Origin of the sequence: Janthinobacterium lividum (assembly GCF_034424625.1) — a bacterium.
Classification (GTDB): Bacteria; Pseudomonadota; Gammaproteobacteria; order Burkholderiales; family Burkholderiaceae_D; genus Janthinobacterium; species Janthinobacterium lividum.
This window is the reverse complement of sequence record NZ_CP139976.1, coordinates 2,589,877-2,605,748: the sequence shown is the minus strand read 5'-3', so window position 1 is coordinate 2,605,748 and position 15,872 is coordinate 2,589,877. Positions and strand designations below refer to the sequence as shown.

Here is a 15,872-nt window from a genome sequence, read left to right as displayed (position 1 = left end):
GGCCGCGATGGACATCCCAACCCTGCTGGCCGGCTTGCCGGCGCGCCTGTCGGCCATCCCTGTCTACTGGGCGGCGCGCGCGCCGGACGCGCCGGCGCTGCATGAAGGTGGCCGCAGCTGGACCTACGCGCAGCTGCAGCACAGTGTGGAAAGTGCAGCGCAGCTGCTGCGCAACCTCGACGTGCGCGCCGGCGACCGCCTGATGGTGGTGGGAGAAAATGGCGCGCTGCAGGTGGCGCTGATCTTCGCGGCCGCCGGCATCGATGCGTGGATCGTCAACGTCAATGCCCGCCTGTCGGCGCGCGAGATCGATACCATCGCCGCGCACAGTTCCGCGCGGCGTGTGCTGTTCCTGGCAGGCGCCTCGCCGGAAGCGGCCGTGCATGCGGCGCGGCGCGGCGCCCGCCCTGTCACCGTCGATGGCATGGGCGAGCTGCTGGCCGGCGAATTGAACGACGCCGCCATCGCGGAAGACACGCTCCCCGGCAACGAACAGGTGGCCGCGCTGATCTACACGACGGGGACGACAGGCCAGTCAAAAGGCGTGATGCTCACGCACCGCAACCTGCTGTTCATCGCCGCAGTCTCCAGCACATTGCGGGGCCTGACGCGCAGCGACCGCGCGTATGGCGTGCTGCCGATTTCGCACGTGTACGGCCTGGCCTCGGTAGCACTGGGCACCCTGTATGCGGGCGCCGCGCTGTATCTGGTGCCGCGCTTTTCCGTCGATGGCCTCCTCTCGGCCCTGAAGGACGACGGCTTGACTATCGTGCAGGGCGTGCCCGCCATGTACGCCAAGCTGCTGCAAACCCTGGGTGGCGCCGATACGCCGCTGCCCACGCGGCTGCGCTTTGCGTATGCGGGCGGCTCGCCGCTGGCGCCATCGCTCAAGCGCGACGTGGAAAAGCTGCTGGGTACCGCGCTGCACAATGGCTACGGCATGACGGAAAGCGCGCCCACCATCAGCCAGACGCGCCTGGAAGCGCCGCGCTGCGACGATTCCGTCGGCATGCCGATCCCGGGCGTGGAAGTGCGCGTGGTGGACCTGGCCGGTACGGATGTGACGCCGGGCGAGCCGGGAGAATTGTGGATACGCGGACCGAACATCATGGCCGGCTATTACCGCGAACCGGCCATGACGGCGGCCACCATGCGCGACGGCGGCTGGCTCAATACGGGCGACATGGCGCGCCAGGAAGCGGACGGCGCGCTGTTCATTGTCGGACGCACCAAGGAATTGATCATCCGCTCCGGCTTCAATGTGTATCCGCTGGAAGTGGAAACGGCGCTGAACGCCCACCCTTCCGTGGTGCAGTCGGCCGTAGTGGGACGCACTGTGGCCGATGGCAACGAGGACGTCATCGCCTACGTGGAACTGGACCCGCGCCAGCCCGCCAGCGTGGCAGAATTGCAGGCATGGCTGGCACAGACCCTGTCGCCGTACAAGTGCCCATCCGCCATCATCGTCATGGAAGCGCTGCCAGCGGCCGCCACGGGCAAGATTTTAAAGGGGCAGCTGCGGCAAATGGCGCAGAATGCACGATAAGTTGACCATGCTGTACCAGACCCGACAATAAAACCAAGCCACATCACAGGAGGAGACACGATGAAACGCACCTATACACGCATCGCCATGGCAGCGCTGCTTGCCAGCGCCTGGATGGCACAGGCCAGCGCCGACGAATTTCTGGTCGGCGCGGAAATCCCGCTGACGGGCAATCTGGCGCGGGTCGGCGCCGGCATGCAGGAAGGGATCATGGTCGCGGCCGAAGTCTTCAACAAGACCAACGGCAAGCACACCATCAAGATCATCACCGTCGACGACGAATCGGCGCCCGCCAAGGCCATCGCCGCCGTGGAAAAGCTGGCCAGCCAGGGCGTGGTGGCCATCACGGGCGGCTATGGCTCGAACAATATCTCGCCCGCCTCGGACACGGCGAATAAACTGGGCCTCGTCTACATCACCTCGGGCGGCGTGGACGACAGCCTGGTGTCCAGCGGGCGCAAGAATTTTTTCCGCATCAATAACACGGCCGGCTACGAAAAAGCCATGCTGGGCCTGCTGCAGGATGTGGGCGCCAAGTCCGTCTCCATCGTGTATTCGACCAAGGACGCCACCACGGGCCTGGCGAAAGACGTGGAAAAGGCCCTGGCCGCCAAAGGCGTGAAAGTGACGACGCACTCGTTCGACCCGGCCATTACCGACTTCAAGCCCATCATCAACAAGATCAAGCTGCAGGATAAATCGGAAGTGGTGGCCATGGTCGGCTACGAAAACGATTACGTGGGCATCATCCGCGCCGCCCGCGTCCTGAAGCCGAAGATCAAGGCCATGGTGGGCGTGTGGTCGCTGGCCACGCCGAAAATGGCGGCCGACTTCCCCGACCTGATGCCGAACGTGTTCGGCACGGCCCTGCTGCCCTTCCCCACGGAATTCAAGACGGCCGACGGCAAGGCCTTCAGCGACGCCTACAAGCAGCTGTACAAGAAGGAGCCCGACTACCTGGGCCAGTTCGGCTATGTGCAATCGATGCTGCTGTTCGAAGCCATCGCGCGCGCGGCCGACAAGGGCACGCTCAAGAAAGGCGGCGTGGCCGAGGAAATGCGCAAGACGGACCGTGAAACCCTGATCGGCCGGGTGCAGTTCGCCGCCAATGGCGACAACCAGAATTTCGTGCACCGCATGGCGCAGCACCAGGACAAGAAAGTGGTGATCGTCTGGCCGAAGGAACACGCCACGGGCAAGCTGGCCTATCCAGCCCTGCCCTGGTAGGCAGCCTCCCGCTGCACACGCGCACGCCTGCCGGGCGTGCACCGATGAACGGCGGTCCTGGTGCATCTTCGCGATGCGCCAGGAAAGCCTGACGGGATGACGACATGACAGAATTAATCTTGCAAGCCTTGTATTCTGGCTTGCTGCAGGGCGGCTCCTACGCCCTGATCGCACTGGGACTGGCGCTGGTCTTCGGCACCATGAAAGTGATCAACCTGGCGCACGGCGAGCTGGTGCTGCTGGCCGCCTACATCGCCTACAGCGTGGAATCCGGCCTGGGCCTGGGACCCATGTTCGCCATTCCCATCGCGCTGGTGATCGTCAGCCTCACATCCGTGGGCGTGTACCTGATCGTCAGCCGCATCAAGAAAGACCGCGAAATCAATTCGCTGATCCTCACCTATGGCATCGGCGTCATCCTCACCAATTTCATCCTGCTCGTATGGAAGGCGGACATCCGCTCGACCTCGTCGAGCTGGCTGCAGGAAGGCATCGAGATCGGTCCGTTTTTCAGCATGCGCAGCGAAGTGATCTTCTTTGGCGTCAGCCTGGTGCTGATGGCGGCCCTGTGGCGCTGGCTGTCCACCAGCTGGTATGGCCGCGCCGTGCGCGCCGTCTCCAGCAACCGCGACGCGGCCAAGCTGATGGGCATCGACCCGGGCCGCACGGAACTGGTTTCCTTTTTAGTCGCCGGCATCCTGGCCGCGTTTGCCGGCGTCGCCCTGTTCAGCTATGGCGTGATCCAGCCCGCCTACGGCGGCGCGCTGACGGTGAAAGCCTTCATCATTACGGTCCTCGCCGGCATCGGCTCGATACCCGGCGTGCTGATCGCCGCCGTGCTGCTGGGCGTGGCCGAAGCGCTGACCGTCACCCTGGCCAGCTCCGCGTTGCAGGAATTGTCCGGCATGGTGCTGTTCCTGCTAGTGCTGTTCATCATGCCGAACGGCCTGTTCGGCGCACAACGGAGGCGCGGATGAGCCGTACTTCACTGATGTCCACGGCGGGCCTGCTGCTGGCCGCCTATATCGCCGTGCCGCTGGCCCTGGGCGGCAACCAGTATGTGATGAGCATGGTGGTGGCGGCCCTGATCATCGGCGGCGTGGCCATGTCCTGGGCCCTGCTGGGTAACCTGGGCGGCATGGTCAGCTTCGGCCATGCGGCCTTCTTCGGCGTGGGCGCGTATGTCTCCGCCCTCGCTACCGTGAAACTGGGCGTGCCCGTGTTTGCCGCCATGCTGCTGGGCGGCGCGGGGGCGGCCATCGCCGCCGTCATCATGCTGCCCGTGCTGCGCCTGCGCGGGCCGTATTTTGCGCTGGCCATCCTCGCCTACGCCCACATCTTCCGCATCCTGGCCACGGAATGGAGTTCCGTGACGGGCGGCGCCGGCGGCATCAACAACATCCCGACCTTGCCCACCGTCTTCGGCTTCGATTTGGCCAGCAAGACGGGCGCCTACCTGGTGGTACTGACCCTGGTGGTGTGCTGCGCGTTTGCCTACAGCCGCATCCGCGCCAGCCACTACGGCATCGCCCTGCGCGCCATGCACGACAGCGAAGACGCCACGCGCGTCGTCGGCGTCAACAGCACCTTGCTGAAAGGCGCCATGCTGCTCGTGTCGGCCTTCATGGCAGGCCTGTTCGGCGCCTTCAACGCCCACTACATCAACTTCCTGGAGCCGGACTACGCCTTCAACAGCCTGTGGGTGACGTTGCCGATCGTGGCGGCCATCTTCGGCGGCTACCGCACCATCCTCGGCCCCGTGCTGGGCGCCGTGGTGGTCTACCTGGTCGACCAGCTGATTTTCAAATCGCTGATTCCCACGGGCCACCAGCTGGTGCTGGGCGTGCTGCTGGTGGCGATGATCGTCTTCAGTCCGAACGGCCTGCTGCCGCTGCTACGCAAGGCGTTCAAAGCGAAGGAGAAAGCACATGCTTGAACTCGATAATGTCTGCGTGCGCTTCGGCGGCCTGACGGCCGTCGATTCCGTCACCCTGAACGTGGGCAGCCACGACGTGATCGGCCTGGTGGGCGCGAATGGCGCCGGCAAGACCACCCTGTTCAACGCGATCTCCGGCCTGGTACGCCCCACCAGCGGCAGCATCCGCTTCGAGGGGCGCGACATCATGGCCACGCCCATGTACCAGCGCGCCCGCCTGGGACTGGGCCGCACCTTCCAGATTCCGCAACCGATGCATGAATTGACGGTGCGCGAAAACCTCATCGTGGCGCAGCGCTTCGGCACCGGCAAGGTGGACATGCGCAAGATCGATGAAATCCTCGACTTCACCAGCCTGGCGGACAAGGCCGGGCGCGACGCGGCCAGCGAACTGGCGCTGACGGAACTCAAGGCGCTGGAAGTGGCCAAGGCGCTGGCCACCAATCCAAAGCTGCTGCTGCTCGACGAAGTGCTGGCCGGCCTGGAAACGAACGGCAAGCGCCGCTTCATGGGCATGCTGAAGGACTTGCACGCGGCCTTTGGCGTGGGCATCGTCATGATCGAGCACGACATCGAAACCATCAGCAATCTGTGCCAGCGCGTGGCCGTGCTCAATTTTGGCCAGCTGATCGCCGACGGCACGCCCGATGCCGTGTTCCGCGATCCGGCCGTCATCGAAAGCTACACGGGAGCCGCGCATGCTTAACATAGAGAATCTGCGCGCCGGCTATGGCGCCATCAATGTGCTGTGGGATGTGTCGCTGTCGATCCAGAAGGGCAAGCTGACCACCATCATCGGCCCGAATGGGGCCGGCAAGACCACCCTGCTGCGCGCCATCATGGGTTTGCTGCCCGTGGGCGCGGGAAGCATCGCGCTCGATGGCGTGGCCATCAACGGCACGCCCACGTGGAAGATGAGCGACGCGAGGGTCACCATGATCCCCGAGGGGCGCATGACATTTCGCGACATGAGCGTGGAAGAAAACCTGATCATGGGCGCGTTTCCGAAAGAGCACCGCAGCCACATGCCGGCGCGCCTGGCCGAAGCCTACGCCATGTTCCCGCGCCTGCACGAGCGGCGCAAGCAGCTGGCCGGTTCATTATCCGGCGGCGAGGCGCAGATGCTGGCGATGGCGCGGGGCTTGATGTCGGATCCGTCGCTATTGATCATCGACGAACCGTCGCTGGGCCTGGCGCCGCTGGTGGTCAACGAGCTGTTCGAGATCCTCGCGCGCCTGAACGACGGCCGGCGCACCATCATCCTCGTCGAGCAGAACACGGCGCGCGCCGTGGGCGTGGCCGATCACGTCTACCTGATGCAAAGCGGCAAAGTAGCGCTGTCGCAGGCGGCTTCCGAGGTCGACCTCGATCACCTGCACGAACTCTATTTTGCGCGCTGAGCGATATCCGCCGCATGCCCATCGTGACGGCCTGCGGCCGTCACTCCTCGTCGTCCTCGTCGGCCAGCTTGTCGAACACCTGCAGCTCGGCCTTGCTCAATCCCGTCATCACGAAGGGATCGTCGGCAGGAAAGCGGCCAGTATCGACCAGCATGCGCAGCTTGCTCAAGCGATCTCCCAGCGCCAGCGCTCGCGCCTGCGGATCGGCATCGGCATCGACGCCGGCATGCCCGATCGCGCGGGTCACGGACTCGGGAAACTCCCATAACTCGGCGATCCGTACCGACAGGATGCGCGCTTGCGCAAACACCTGGGCAATGAAGGCATCCGATTGCGGAAAGGCATCGGGCGCATGCATCTGGTCGATCAGCCGGAACGCCACCACCAGGCCGACATTGGCCATCAGTCCCGCCAGATAGGCGTCGAAGGCGTTGGCCTGCATGGCGGGCGCGACCAGGTTGGCCGCCAGCGCGCATTTCTCGGACTGGCGCCAGATCAGCGGCGCCGTGCGTATGGTCAGGCCGCCGCTCTGCATGCTGACGATGGGACGGAAGGCGACGCGGGCGAGCAGCATGCGCATGCCGTTTTGCCCCAGCAGCATGATGGCGCCTTCCATGTTGTTGATCGACGGGCTGGCGTTGTAGCGCGAATGGTAGCGGGGCCGGTTCGCTTCGCGGTAGACCTCGGCGACCAGCAGCACGTCCTGGGCCAGTTGGCGCGACAGCTCGGCCGCGCTCATGTTTTCATTTTGCAAGGTACGCATCAACTGCGGAATGATGGCCGGAATGCGCGGCACCAGCGCGGCGCCGGCGACCGGTTCACTGGCCAGGCGCGTCAATTCATCCAGCATCTGCTGTTCGGCCTGCTTTGTCGCCTGCGTCGCACCCGCGGCCGCCAGCCAGCGGTAGTAGATGGCATCGATTTCGGTGATGGTGGCTGGCTGCCGTGCCATCTCGGGTGCCGCCCCTGCCGTGGCTGGCGCGAGCTTGTTTTTTCCGTCGCCGCCGTTCAGTAATTTTCCTATCCAACCCATTGCTATTCCAGCCTTATATGCATCACTATCGCGACATCCGCTGCGCGATTTTACTTGATGACAGCCGTGCCAGTGCGGCGGGCGTGGCCGGCTTGGTCCACCTGCCGCAAAGTGCTACAGTGGCGCTCGCGCAGGTCCCCCTCTTTGCAAGGTACATCATGAACAATCTGCTGGCCCAGTACGTCACCAGCCAGGCGTACAACAACGCCTGGGCCAACCACCGCCTGCTGAAAGCCTGCGGCGAACTGAGCCAGGCCGAATTCCAGGCCACGCGCGTCAGCTTTTTCCCCACCATCCAGTCCACCCTGAACCACATTCTCACGTGCGACTGGTTTTACCTCGATGCGCTCGAACGCGAGCTGCGCGGCGAAGCGCCCCATCCCGACTGCTATGTCTTCTTTGAAAAGGATGAGCCATTTACCGACTGCGCCACGCTGCAGGCGGCACAGCATGCATCCGACGCGCGCCTGATCGCCCATTGCCGCAGGCTGTGCGACGCGGACCTGGCGCGGCCCGTGACAATCCTGCGCGACACGCCGCAAGTCGACACGCGCCAGCGCATGCTGGCGCATCTGTTCCAGCACCAGATCCACCACCGCGGGCAAGTGCACGCCATGCTGGCCGGCACGCGCATCGCGCCGCCGCAGCTCGACGAATTCTATTGCGCCGGCGAAGCGGACGAGCGGGCGCAGGATTTTGCGGAGCTGGGCTGGACAGAGGAAGATATCTGGGGCCAGCGCTGAACTATTCCTCGGTGTGGCAGCAGACGCACAGCTTGTTGCCGTCGAGGTCGAGGAAGTAGGCGCCATAGTAATGGGCGTGGTAATGGGGCCGCAAGCCGGGCGGCCCTTCGCACGCGGCGCCCAGCGCCAGCACGGCCTGGTGGCAGCGGTCCACCTGGGCGCGGCTGGCCGCCAGAAGGGCCGTCATCTGTCCATTGCCGGGCGCGGCCGGCAAGCCGTCATGCGGCGCCGTCAGCACGAACAAGGGACGCGGCGCATCGTGCGCCATCCAGCCTGCCCATGGCTTGACCGGGTCATGAAATTTCTCGATCAAACCGAGTTCTCCCAGCAGCGCCGTGTAGAAGGCGTAGGCGCGGGGAAAGTCGTTGGTTCCCAGGCAGATATGGGACAGCATGCTGCTCCTTCATGAATTCAGATGTGCGGCGAAATGCGCCAGCTGATTATAATGGCGCATCGCTTTCCGACACGCTCCCATGCCAGACCTCGACCGCCTTCAGCTACACCCGCCGGCCAGCAGCGACCTTCCCGCTTTGCTGGCCTTCGAACTGGAAAACCGCGCGTATTTTGAAAACTGGGTCACGGCGCGCGCGCCATCCTACTACCACCCGGAAGCCATCGCCGCCGCCATCGAGCAGGCGCAGCGCGAGCGCCAGCAAGACCTCGCTTACCAGTACCTGGCAAAACTGGACGGGCAAATCATCGGCCGGGTCAACCTGACGGCCGTCACGCGCCCCTATTTCAACAAGGCAACGCTCGGCTACCGCATCGGCGAACGGTTCGGCGGACGCGGCTACGCCACGCGCGTGGTCGCCCTGCTGCTGGAGGAAGCGTTCGGCACACTGGAACTGTGGCGCCTGGAAGCGACGGCGCGGCCGCAAAACCTGGGCTCGGTCGCCGTCATGCAGCGTAACGGCTTTCACCAGTATGGCCGCTCGGAAAAAGCCATGCGCTTCCAGGGTGTCTGGTCGGACCTGCTGTATTTTGAACGGCGCAACACGCAAACCATGGATGACGGCGCTCGGTGAGCTGTGGGATGGCATGCACGACAAGTGCCGGCATCGCGGAAGCCGGCGTAGTGATGCGTGCACGCAACAGCGGTACGCCATCCCCGCCATTCACCTGCGCATTGGTGCCCGCATTGGCGCCATTTAAGACTGGCTTCAGCCTCGCCGTGCATCGTGAATAGGTCGCCAGCAGCAATGGCGCCTCCCTTCACCATCACGGGCACAGCCCAGCGAAAGAGCCGACATGAGCACATGGATGCGCGCAAACAAAGGTTTTTTGATGTTCCTCCTGCTGTTCGGCGTGTTCCGCACGGCCGTGGCGGACTGGAATCCGATACCGTCGGCGTCCATGCGCCCCAACCTGCTCGAAGGCGACGTGGTCTTCGTCAACCGCCTGGCCTTCAACCTGAAAGTGCCGCTCACCGATATCGTGCTGCAGCGCCTGGGCGAACCGCAGCGGGGCGACATCGTCACCTTTTCTTCGCCGAAAGACGGCACGCGCCTGATCAAGCGCATCATCGCCCTGCCCGGCGACACGGTGGAAATGCGCAATGAGCAGCTGGTCATCAATGGCCTGCCTGCCCAGTACACGGCGCTCGACACGGCGCCTGAAACCATCGCCCACGTGGGCCAGCTGACGGCCCAGCGCATCAGCGAACGCAACCAAACCGAGCAGCACCGCATCCAGGTCTTGCCGCAAATCGCTGGCGCGCGGCGCAGCTTTGCCCCCGTGACGGTGCCGGCCGACCATTTCCTCATGCTGGGCGATAACCGCGACAACAGCGCCGACTCGCGCTATTTCGGCTTCGTGCCCCGTGCATTGCTGATCGGCAAGGCCGAGCGCATCCTCGTCTCGGCCAATATCGAGGAACATTGGCAGCCGCGGCTGCAGCGTTTCGGCATGAAACTGGAGTAAGTATCGCCCTTGCAACGGCATCCTGCTTTTCGGTTAGCATGGCGCATCATGCAAAATTTTTCCTTCGCCAGCCGGCAGCCAGCCAGCAGCCGCCACGCCCTCGATCAGCTGGCGCAGTTCCTGCAACGCCATCCCGACGTGCTGCTGCTGACGGGCGCCGGCATCAGCACGGCGTCCGGCATTCCCGACTACCGCGACACGGAGGGCGTGCGGCGCGGCAACGCGCCCGTGCAAGGTCCCGATTTTCGCCGCCAGGAAGCCGTGCGCCGCCGCTACTGGGCGCGCAGCATGGTGGGCTGGCCAACCCTGGCGCGGGCCGTGCCGAATCCCGGTCACCTGGCCATCGCGCAACTGGCGCAGCGCCGGAGAATAGGCGGCCTGGTCACGCAAAACGTGGATGGCCTGCATCAGCAAGCGGGCAGCGCGGCCGTCACGGAGTTGCACGGCAGCATACATGGCGTCGTGTGCCTCGATTGCCATACCCGCCACACGCGCCGCCTGATCCAGGATCAGCTCGAACGCGACAATCCGCACCTGCTGGGCGCCACGGCCACGCCGGCGCCCGATGGCGATGCCTTGCTGGAACCAATGCAGCTGGCCACCTTCCACGTGCCCGCCTGCCCCCGCTGCGGCGGCACCCTGCAGCCTGACGTGGTGTTTTTCGGCGATGGCGTGCCTGCCGCCTGCGCGGCCGAAGCCGAGCGCAAGATGATGGAAGCTGGCGCCCTGCTGGTGGTAGGTTCATCCGTCATGGTGTATTCGAGCTTTCGCCTGTGCCGCATGGCGGCCGAAACGGGCAAGCCCGTGGCCGCCATCAACCTGGGCAAGACGCGCGCCGACCATTTACTGGCATTCAAGACCGAAGCGCCGGCACAGGACATCCTGCCGCTGGTCGCGGCCATGCTCGATTGATGCCGCCCCCGCCGCAGCCACGGGAATCGGTACGCATGCTGGCCGGTGCCGGCATCGCCGTGCTGCTGCATGTGCTGCTATGGCAAGTGCTGCGTTCAAACCACCTGCCGGCACCACCGTTGCGGCCACAGCGCAGCACCCAACTGCTGTTGCTGGCCCCCGTATCGCCGCCTGCGCAGCCCCTATTGCCAGCAATCTCAAAAAACCAGGCGCGGCCTCCGCATACGGTAGCCATCACGCCCGTGCCGGTGCCCGCAGCAATGCCTGCACCTGCTGCCGCTGCCGACGTGGCAGCCGCATTGGCGCCTCCCGCTGCGCTCGACCTTGACGCCTTGAAACGCCAGGCCAGGGAAGCGGCGCGTCAGACTGGCCCATCCATCGCCGGGCCAGCACTGACGTCCAGCGACAGGACGGCGCAAGCCATCGCCAGCGCCGCGCGGCCCAAGTGCGACAACGATTACAAGCCGCGGCTAGGCAATGTGGAATTCGCCGGCCTGGCCAAGCTGCCCTTCCTGCTGAAAGGCGCGACGGGCGACAGCAGCTGCAAGTGGTGACGCGTGCTTGCCGCTCTGCTATTCCAGCCGCCTGCCACTCTGGCTATACTGTGAGATTAACGAGGAGAATTCATGCTGGAACTGTTGAGTGAACACGCCTGTTTTGGCGGCGTACAACGCTTTTATCGCCACGACGCGCAAGCCATCGGCTTGCCCATGCGTTTCTCGGCCTTCATTCCCGACACGGCGCCAGGCGCCACGGTCAGCACCAAGCGCCCCGCCCTGTTTTACCTGGCCGGCCTGACCTGCACGGAAGAAACCTTCATGATCAAGGGCGGCGCGCAGCGCGTGGCGGCAGAAGAAGGACTGATCCTGATCGCGCCCGATACCAGCCCCCGTGGCGCGAACATCGCGGGCGAGAACGCATCCTGGGATTTCGGCGTGGGCGCGGGCTTTTACGTGGACGCCACCGAGGCGCCGTGGAGCAGCCACTACCGCATGTACAGCTACATCCTGGAATTGCGCGCCCTGCTGGAGCAGGAACTGGCGATCGATGCGCAACGCACGGGCATCTTCGGCCATTCGATGGGCGGCCATGGCGCGCTGGTGCTGGCCTTGCGCAACCCGGAACTGTTCCGCTCCGTCTCCGCCTTCGCCCCCATCGCCGCACCGAGTCAATGTCCGTGGGGCAAGAAAGCGTTTACGGGCTACCTGGGCAGCGATGCAGCCAGCTGGCAGCAGTACGACGCCAGCGCGCTGATGCGCGGCCGGCAGGGCCAGCCAGCATCATTTCCCGAAGGCATCTTGATCGACCAGGGCCTGGCCGACAAATTCCTGCCCGAGCAACTGTACCCCGACGTCTTCGAAGCGGCGTGCCGCGACGCCGGCCAGCCTGTGCAGCTGCGCCGCCATGCCGGCTATGACCACGGCTATTACTTCATCGCCAGCTTCATGGAAGAGCATGTGCGCTTCCATGCGAAGAACTTGCGCGCCGCCTGATCTGCCGCGCTACTGCGACGTGCTGGTATGCCCGTTGAAATGGCGCGTGTACCAGTCCGTGGCCAGCAAGGCCGCCTGGTGGCGCGTGTCGGGGCCGCCGGGTGCGGCAATCTGTTCCAGTTGTTTGTCGCAGCGCAAAGTGGCGAACGCCATGCGGTTCAGGCCAGCCACGTCGGGATCGCGCCCGCCCACGATCAGCAGCGATGGCACGCGCACATTTTCCAGCGCCGCCTTGCCCGCCATTTCCACCTGGCCATCGCACACGGCCAGCGCGGCGATTTCCGGGCTGCGCCAGGCCGCCAGTTGCATCACGACGGCCGCGCTGGTGCCATAGCCATACAAGCCGCAGGGCAAGCGCCGCGTGGACGCGTCCATCTGCAGCCAGCCCAGGGCTTTTTCCAGCTGGCGCGCCAGCAGCACGATATCGCTGCGCACGAAATAGGCGTGGCCATTGCTGCCGCCGCCAGGCCCGACGCCGCCCTGGTCGAAGCGCAGGGTGGCGATGCCCGCTCGCAAGAAATCCTGGGAAGTGGCGTGGCTGGAGGCGCCCAGATAGTCGCTGTCGGCGCCTGCGCCGTGGGCAAACAGGACGATGCCGACCGGCCGCTCGGGCATTTCAAGCACGCCATCCAGTTGAAGTTCATCGGCCGTAATGCTGACAAATTGTTCTTGCATGGTTGCCTCCGCAATCGAGCTGGGATCAAGCTAAAGCTGAAGTCGAGCTGTGCGCTGATTTTACGCTGATCTTGCCGGGACGGGCACAGCCTGCATACCCGGGGCGGCTAACCTCAGTGTAGCAGCCCGCAGCCATTCCTGCGCAGCCGTTCGCGCACCGCCGCCAGGAAAGCAGGATGGCAGGACTACACGGCGCCGTGCCGGTCCAGCCCCTTCAGCACGGCTTCCGGGCGGATCGGCAAATGCCGCACGCGCGAGGCCACGGCGGCAAAGATGGCGTTGCCAATGGCGGGCGCCACGGCCGTCGTGGGCGGTTCGCCCATGCCCGTCGAAGTTGCCGTGCTGGCAACAAATTCAATGTCGAGCTCGGGCACGTCGGCCATGCGCAGGGGCGTATAGGTATTCAGGTTGGTGTCCTTCACTTCGCCATTCAGGAAGGCCGTGCCTTCATGCAAGGCCATGCTCACGCCCCACAGGGCGCCCCCTTCCGCCTGCGCCAGCGCGCCATCGGGGTCGACGATGCTGCCCGCGTCAATCACCATGAACAATTTTTCGACTTTCACCATGCAAGTGCTGCGGTCCACCTTGACCCGCGCGACGCAGGCCGTCCAGGTGGGCATGTCGCGTTCCTGGCCGAACGTGGCGGCGATGCCCAGGCCCGTGTCGGGAGGCATGGCCTTGCCCCAGCCGGCCTTGTCCGCCACCCGCTGCAGCACGTGGGCCAGGCGCGCGGCGCCGCCGACGGCGTTCGGCGCGCTGCCCGCGTTGCGCCCCGTGCCCTGCAGCAAGGACAAACGGAATGCCAGCGGATCGACCTTGGCCGCCTGCGCGGCCTCATCCATGAAACTTTCCACGGCCCAATTCGTCCAGCCGGGCCCCACGGAGCGCAGCCAGCCGGGGCGGAAACTGCTGTTGGCCAGATCGTTCGACACAGCCCGCACGCGCTGCGCACCGACCGTGTACCAGTGGTCGGCGCCGGCGATGGCGAACGGGTCATACGGATGGCCCTGCTTATCCTTGGCCAGGAAGGCGGGAATCATGGCTTGCGTGGGCCAGCCCGCGCTCGCTTCGTGCACCATCGCCGACACCTTGCCGGCGTCGTCGAAGGCCATGCGTACATGCTGCACGGATGGTGAACGGGGCGAATCGAAACGGGCATCGTCGGCCCGCGTGCAAATCATCTTGACAGGGCGCCCCACGGCCTGCGCGGCCAGCGCGGCCGGCACGCAATAATCGCCATTCAGGCGCCGCCCGAAGCCGCCACCAAGCAGATAGGTGTGCAGCATGACATTGCTCTCGGGCACCTTCAACGCTTGCGCCAGCACGGGCAGGATCAGGGATTGCCACTGGTTGCCCGCATGAATGTGCCAGACGCCGTCGATTTCCTGCGCCACGGCATTCACGGGTTCCAGCTGAAAATGCAGCACGGTGCTGGTCGTGTAGTGGCGTTCCAGCTGCAGGCTGGCATCGTTGAACGCTTGCTCCACGCCATCATCATCGACCACGCGGGCGCCCAGACTGGCATCGGCCAGCTGCTTGGTCCCATAGTTGAGGATATCCTGCTCCGCCACGTGGGCTGCCGCGCCGGCCCGCCATTTCACTTGCACGAGCTCGGCCGCGCGCATGGCGGCCGCATACGTTTCAGCCACCACCATGACCCAGCCGGGCACCGTGCCGCTGGGATCCTGCAAGGCAAACGAACGCAGGTAGCCCTTGACCTTTTTCGCGGCCGTATCATCGATGGACACCACTTTCGAGCCATAGCGCGTGGGCGGGATCTTCGGGCGCGCAAACAGCATGCCCTCGACTTCCGCATCGATGCCGTACACGGCCGTGCCATTGATCTTCGCGGGGATGTCCAGCGCCTGCACCTGCTGGCCGATCAGGCTGCGCTGCGGCGGCGTTTTCAGCACGATGGCCTTCAGTTGCTCGGGCGTATACTGGCGCGCCAGCTTGCCACGGCGCACGATGTCGCCATAGCTGATCGAGCGCCCCCGGCCATGCACGACGCCCAGTCTGGCGTGGCAGGCGGACACGGGCACGCGCAGCAGGCGCGCGCCTTCCTCGACGAGCGCGAGGCGCCCGGCCGCGCCGGCACGGCTGAGCGGGTCGAAATTCTGCCAGACGGACCAGCTGCCGCCCGTCACCATCAAACCCCACTTCGGGTCCGTATCCACGTAATGCAGGCGCACCTTGCTCCAATCCGCTTCCAGCTCCTCGGCCACGATGCGCGCCAGGGCCGTGCCGATGTGCTGGCCCATTTCCGCCTTGGCGATGTTGACGGTGACGATGCCGTCGCGGCCGATCTGGAACCAGATGCTGGGATCGAACGCGGGCGCGGCGGTTTGTTTTGGCAGCACGGGTGCCGCCTTGCCGGCGGCCAAGGAGCTGTCGGCGCGCAAGAAGGCCAGGGTAAAACCCGTGCCGGCGGCGGCGATCAGGAAACCGCGCCGGCTCAGCGGGCTGGGACGGGCACTGGTAGTTTCTTTTGGCAACTTAAACACCGGGCGCCTCCTGCATGCCGGCCGCCAGCTTGATGGCCTTGCGGATGCGCACATATGCCATGCAGCGGCACAGGTTACCGCTCATGACGGCATCGATATTCGCATCCGTCGGCTGCGGATAGTCTTTCAACAGGGTGGCTGCCTGCATGATCTGGCCCGACTGGCAATAGCCGCACTGGGGCGCCTGCGTGGCGAGCCACGCCCGCTGGAGCGGGTGCGTGCCGTCTGGCGAGAGGCCTTCGATGGTGGTGATGGCGCAGCCGGCCACGGCGGCAATCGGCGTGATGCAGGAGCGCATGGCGCGGCCATCCACGTGCACGGTGCAGGCGCCGCACATGCCGATGCCGCAGCCAAACTTCGTGCCTTTTAAGCGGGCTTCGTCGCGCAGCACCCACAGCAGGGGCGTCTCGGCGTCGGCCTCGGTGCCGAAGGGTTGGCCATTCACGGTAATGTTATACATAAATATTTAAGAAACTTTCAAGA

General features: G+C 65.1%; 17 protein-coding genes. 12 read left to right on the top strand and 5 right to left on the bottom strand.

The features are described 5' to 3' along the window. Positions 1–7: 7 nt before the first annotated feature. From U0004_RS11910 to U0004_RS11885, 6 genes are all read left to right on the top strand, one after another. Positions 8–1,546, top strand: a complete 1,539-nt coding sequence (locus U0004_RS11910; RefSeq protein ID WP_070259061.1) for a class I adenylate-forming enzyme family protein — start codon at positions 8–10, stop codon at positions 1,544–1,546. A 60-nt stretch (positions 1,547–1,606) separates the two neighbouring features. Beyond that, positions 1,607–2,773: an ABC transporter substrate-binding protein gene (locus U0004_RS11905; RefSeq protein ID WP_070259063.1), complete on the top strand. Its 1,167-nt coding sequence runs from the start codon at positions 1,607–1,609 to the stop codon at positions 2,771–2,773. Between the two features lie 104 nt (positions 2,774–2,877). After that, the gene (locus tag U0004_RS11900) at positions 2,878–3,750 is read left to right on the top strand and encodes a branched-chain amino acid ABC transporter permease (protein ID WP_034782865.1); all 873 of its coding nucleotides are present in this window, start codon (positions 2,878–2,880) and stop codon (positions 3,748–3,750) included. Then, positions 3,747–4,709, top strand: coding sequence for a branched-chain amino acid ABC transporter permease (locus U0004_RS11895; protein WP_070259066.1), 963 nt, complete (start codon positions 3,747–3,749; stop codon positions 4,707–4,709). Before U0004_RS11900 ends, U0004_RS11895 begins: the two co-directional genes overlap by 4 nt. Further along, positions 4,702–5,415: an ABC transporter ATP-binding protein gene (locus tag U0004_RS11890; RefSeq protein ID WP_070259068.1), complete on the top strand. Its 714-nt coding sequence runs from the start codon at positions 4,702–4,704 to the stop codon at positions 5,413–5,415. The genes U0004_RS11895 and U0004_RS11890 overlap by 8 nt, the downstream gene beginning before the upstream one ends. Further along, positions 5,408–6,109 carry an ABC transporter ATP-binding protein gene (locus U0004_RS11885; protein WP_070259070.1) on the top strand — a complete coding sequence of 234 codons (702 nt, stop codon included), beginning with the start codon at positions 5,408–5,410 and terminating at the stop codon, positions 6,107–6,109. Before U0004_RS11890 ends, U0004_RS11885 begins: the two co-directional genes overlap by 8 nt. 40 nt (positions 6,110–6,149) lie before the next feature. Here U0004_RS11885 and U0004_RS11880 read toward each other — a convergent pair whose 3' ends face one another. After that, on the bottom strand, positions 6,150–7,061 hold the full coding sequence (locus U0004_RS11880) for an HDOD domain-containing protein (protein ID WP_167468649.1): 912 nt from the start codon (positions 7,059–7,061) through the stop codon (positions 6,150–6,152). A gap of 239 nt (positions 7,062–7,300) precedes the next feature. Between U0004_RS11880 and U0004_RS11875 the strand changes: the two genes are divergently transcribed. Beyond that, complete coding sequence (locus tag U0004_RS11875; protein ID WP_070259074.1) at positions 7,301–7,885, top strand: DinB family protein; 585 nt, start codon at positions 7,301–7,303, stop codon at positions 7,883–7,885. A gap of 1 nt (position 7,886) precedes the next feature. Here U0004_RS11875 and U0004_RS11870 read toward each other — a convergent pair whose 3' ends face one another. Further along, entirely contained in the window at positions 7,887–8,279 is a 393-nt protein-coding gene (locus U0004_RS11870; protein WP_070259076.1) for a VOC family protein, read from the bottom strand. Between the two features lie 79 nt (positions 8,280–8,358). On the opposite strand from U0004_RS11870, the gene U0004_RS11865 reads away from it, so the two are divergent. From U0004_RS11865 to fghA, 5 genes are all read left to right on the top strand, one after another. Next, on the top strand, positions 8,359–8,910 hold the full coding sequence (locus tag U0004_RS11865; protein ID WP_070259078.1) for a GNAT family N-acetyltransferase: 552 nt from the start codon (positions 8,359–8,361) through the stop codon (positions 8,908–8,910). 223 nt (positions 8,911–9,133) lie between these two features. Continuing rightward, entirely contained in the window at positions 9,134–9,805 is a 672-nt protein-coding gene (lepB, locus tag U0004_RS11860; protein ID WP_070259080.1) for a signal peptidase I, read from the top strand. A 48-nt stretch (positions 9,806–9,853) separates the two neighbouring features. Continuing rightward, positions 9,854–10,717: an NAD-dependent protein deacetylase gene (locus U0004_RS11855; protein ID WP_070259082.1), complete on the top strand. Its 864-nt coding sequence runs from the start codon at positions 9,854–9,856 to the stop codon at positions 10,715–10,717. Next, entirely contained in the window at positions 10,717–11,271 is a 555-nt protein-coding gene (locus tag U0004_RS11850) for a hypothetical protein (protein ID WP_115057458.1), read from the top strand. Before U0004_RS11855 ends, U0004_RS11850 begins: the two co-directional genes overlap by 1 nt. Positions 11,272–11,343: 72 nt before the next feature. Beyond that, positions 11,344–12,210 (top strand): S-formylglutathione hydrolase, encoded by an 867-nt coding sequence (gene fghA, locus U0004_RS11845; protein ID WP_269462327.1) that lies wholly within the window; start codon positions 11,344–11,346, stop codon positions 12,208–12,210. 9 nt (positions 12,211–12,219) lie between these two features. Here the strand turns inward: fghA and U0004_RS11840 are convergent, their stop codons facing one another. The 3 genes from U0004_RS11840 to U0004_RS11830 form a co-directional block, all read right to left on the bottom strand. Further along, positions 12,220–12,885, bottom strand: a complete 666-nt coding sequence (locus U0004_RS11840; protein ID WP_070259087.1) for a dienelactone hydrolase family protein — start codon at positions 12,883–12,885, stop codon at positions 12,220–12,222. 185 nt (positions 12,886–13,070) lie between these two features. Further along, on the bottom strand, positions 13,071–15,389 hold the full coding sequence (locus U0004_RS11835; protein WP_070259089.1) for a xanthine dehydrogenase family protein molybdopterin-binding subunit: 2,319 nt from the start codon (positions 15,387–15,389) through the stop codon (positions 13,071–13,073). Further along, positions 15,382–15,849: a (2Fe-2S)-binding protein gene (locus U0004_RS11830; protein WP_070259091.1), complete on the bottom strand. Its 468-nt coding sequence runs from the start codon at positions 15,847–15,849 to the stop codon at positions 15,382–15,384. Before U0004_RS11830 ends, U0004_RS11835 begins: the two co-directional genes overlap by 8 nt. Positions 15,850–15,872 lie beyond the last annotated feature (23 nt).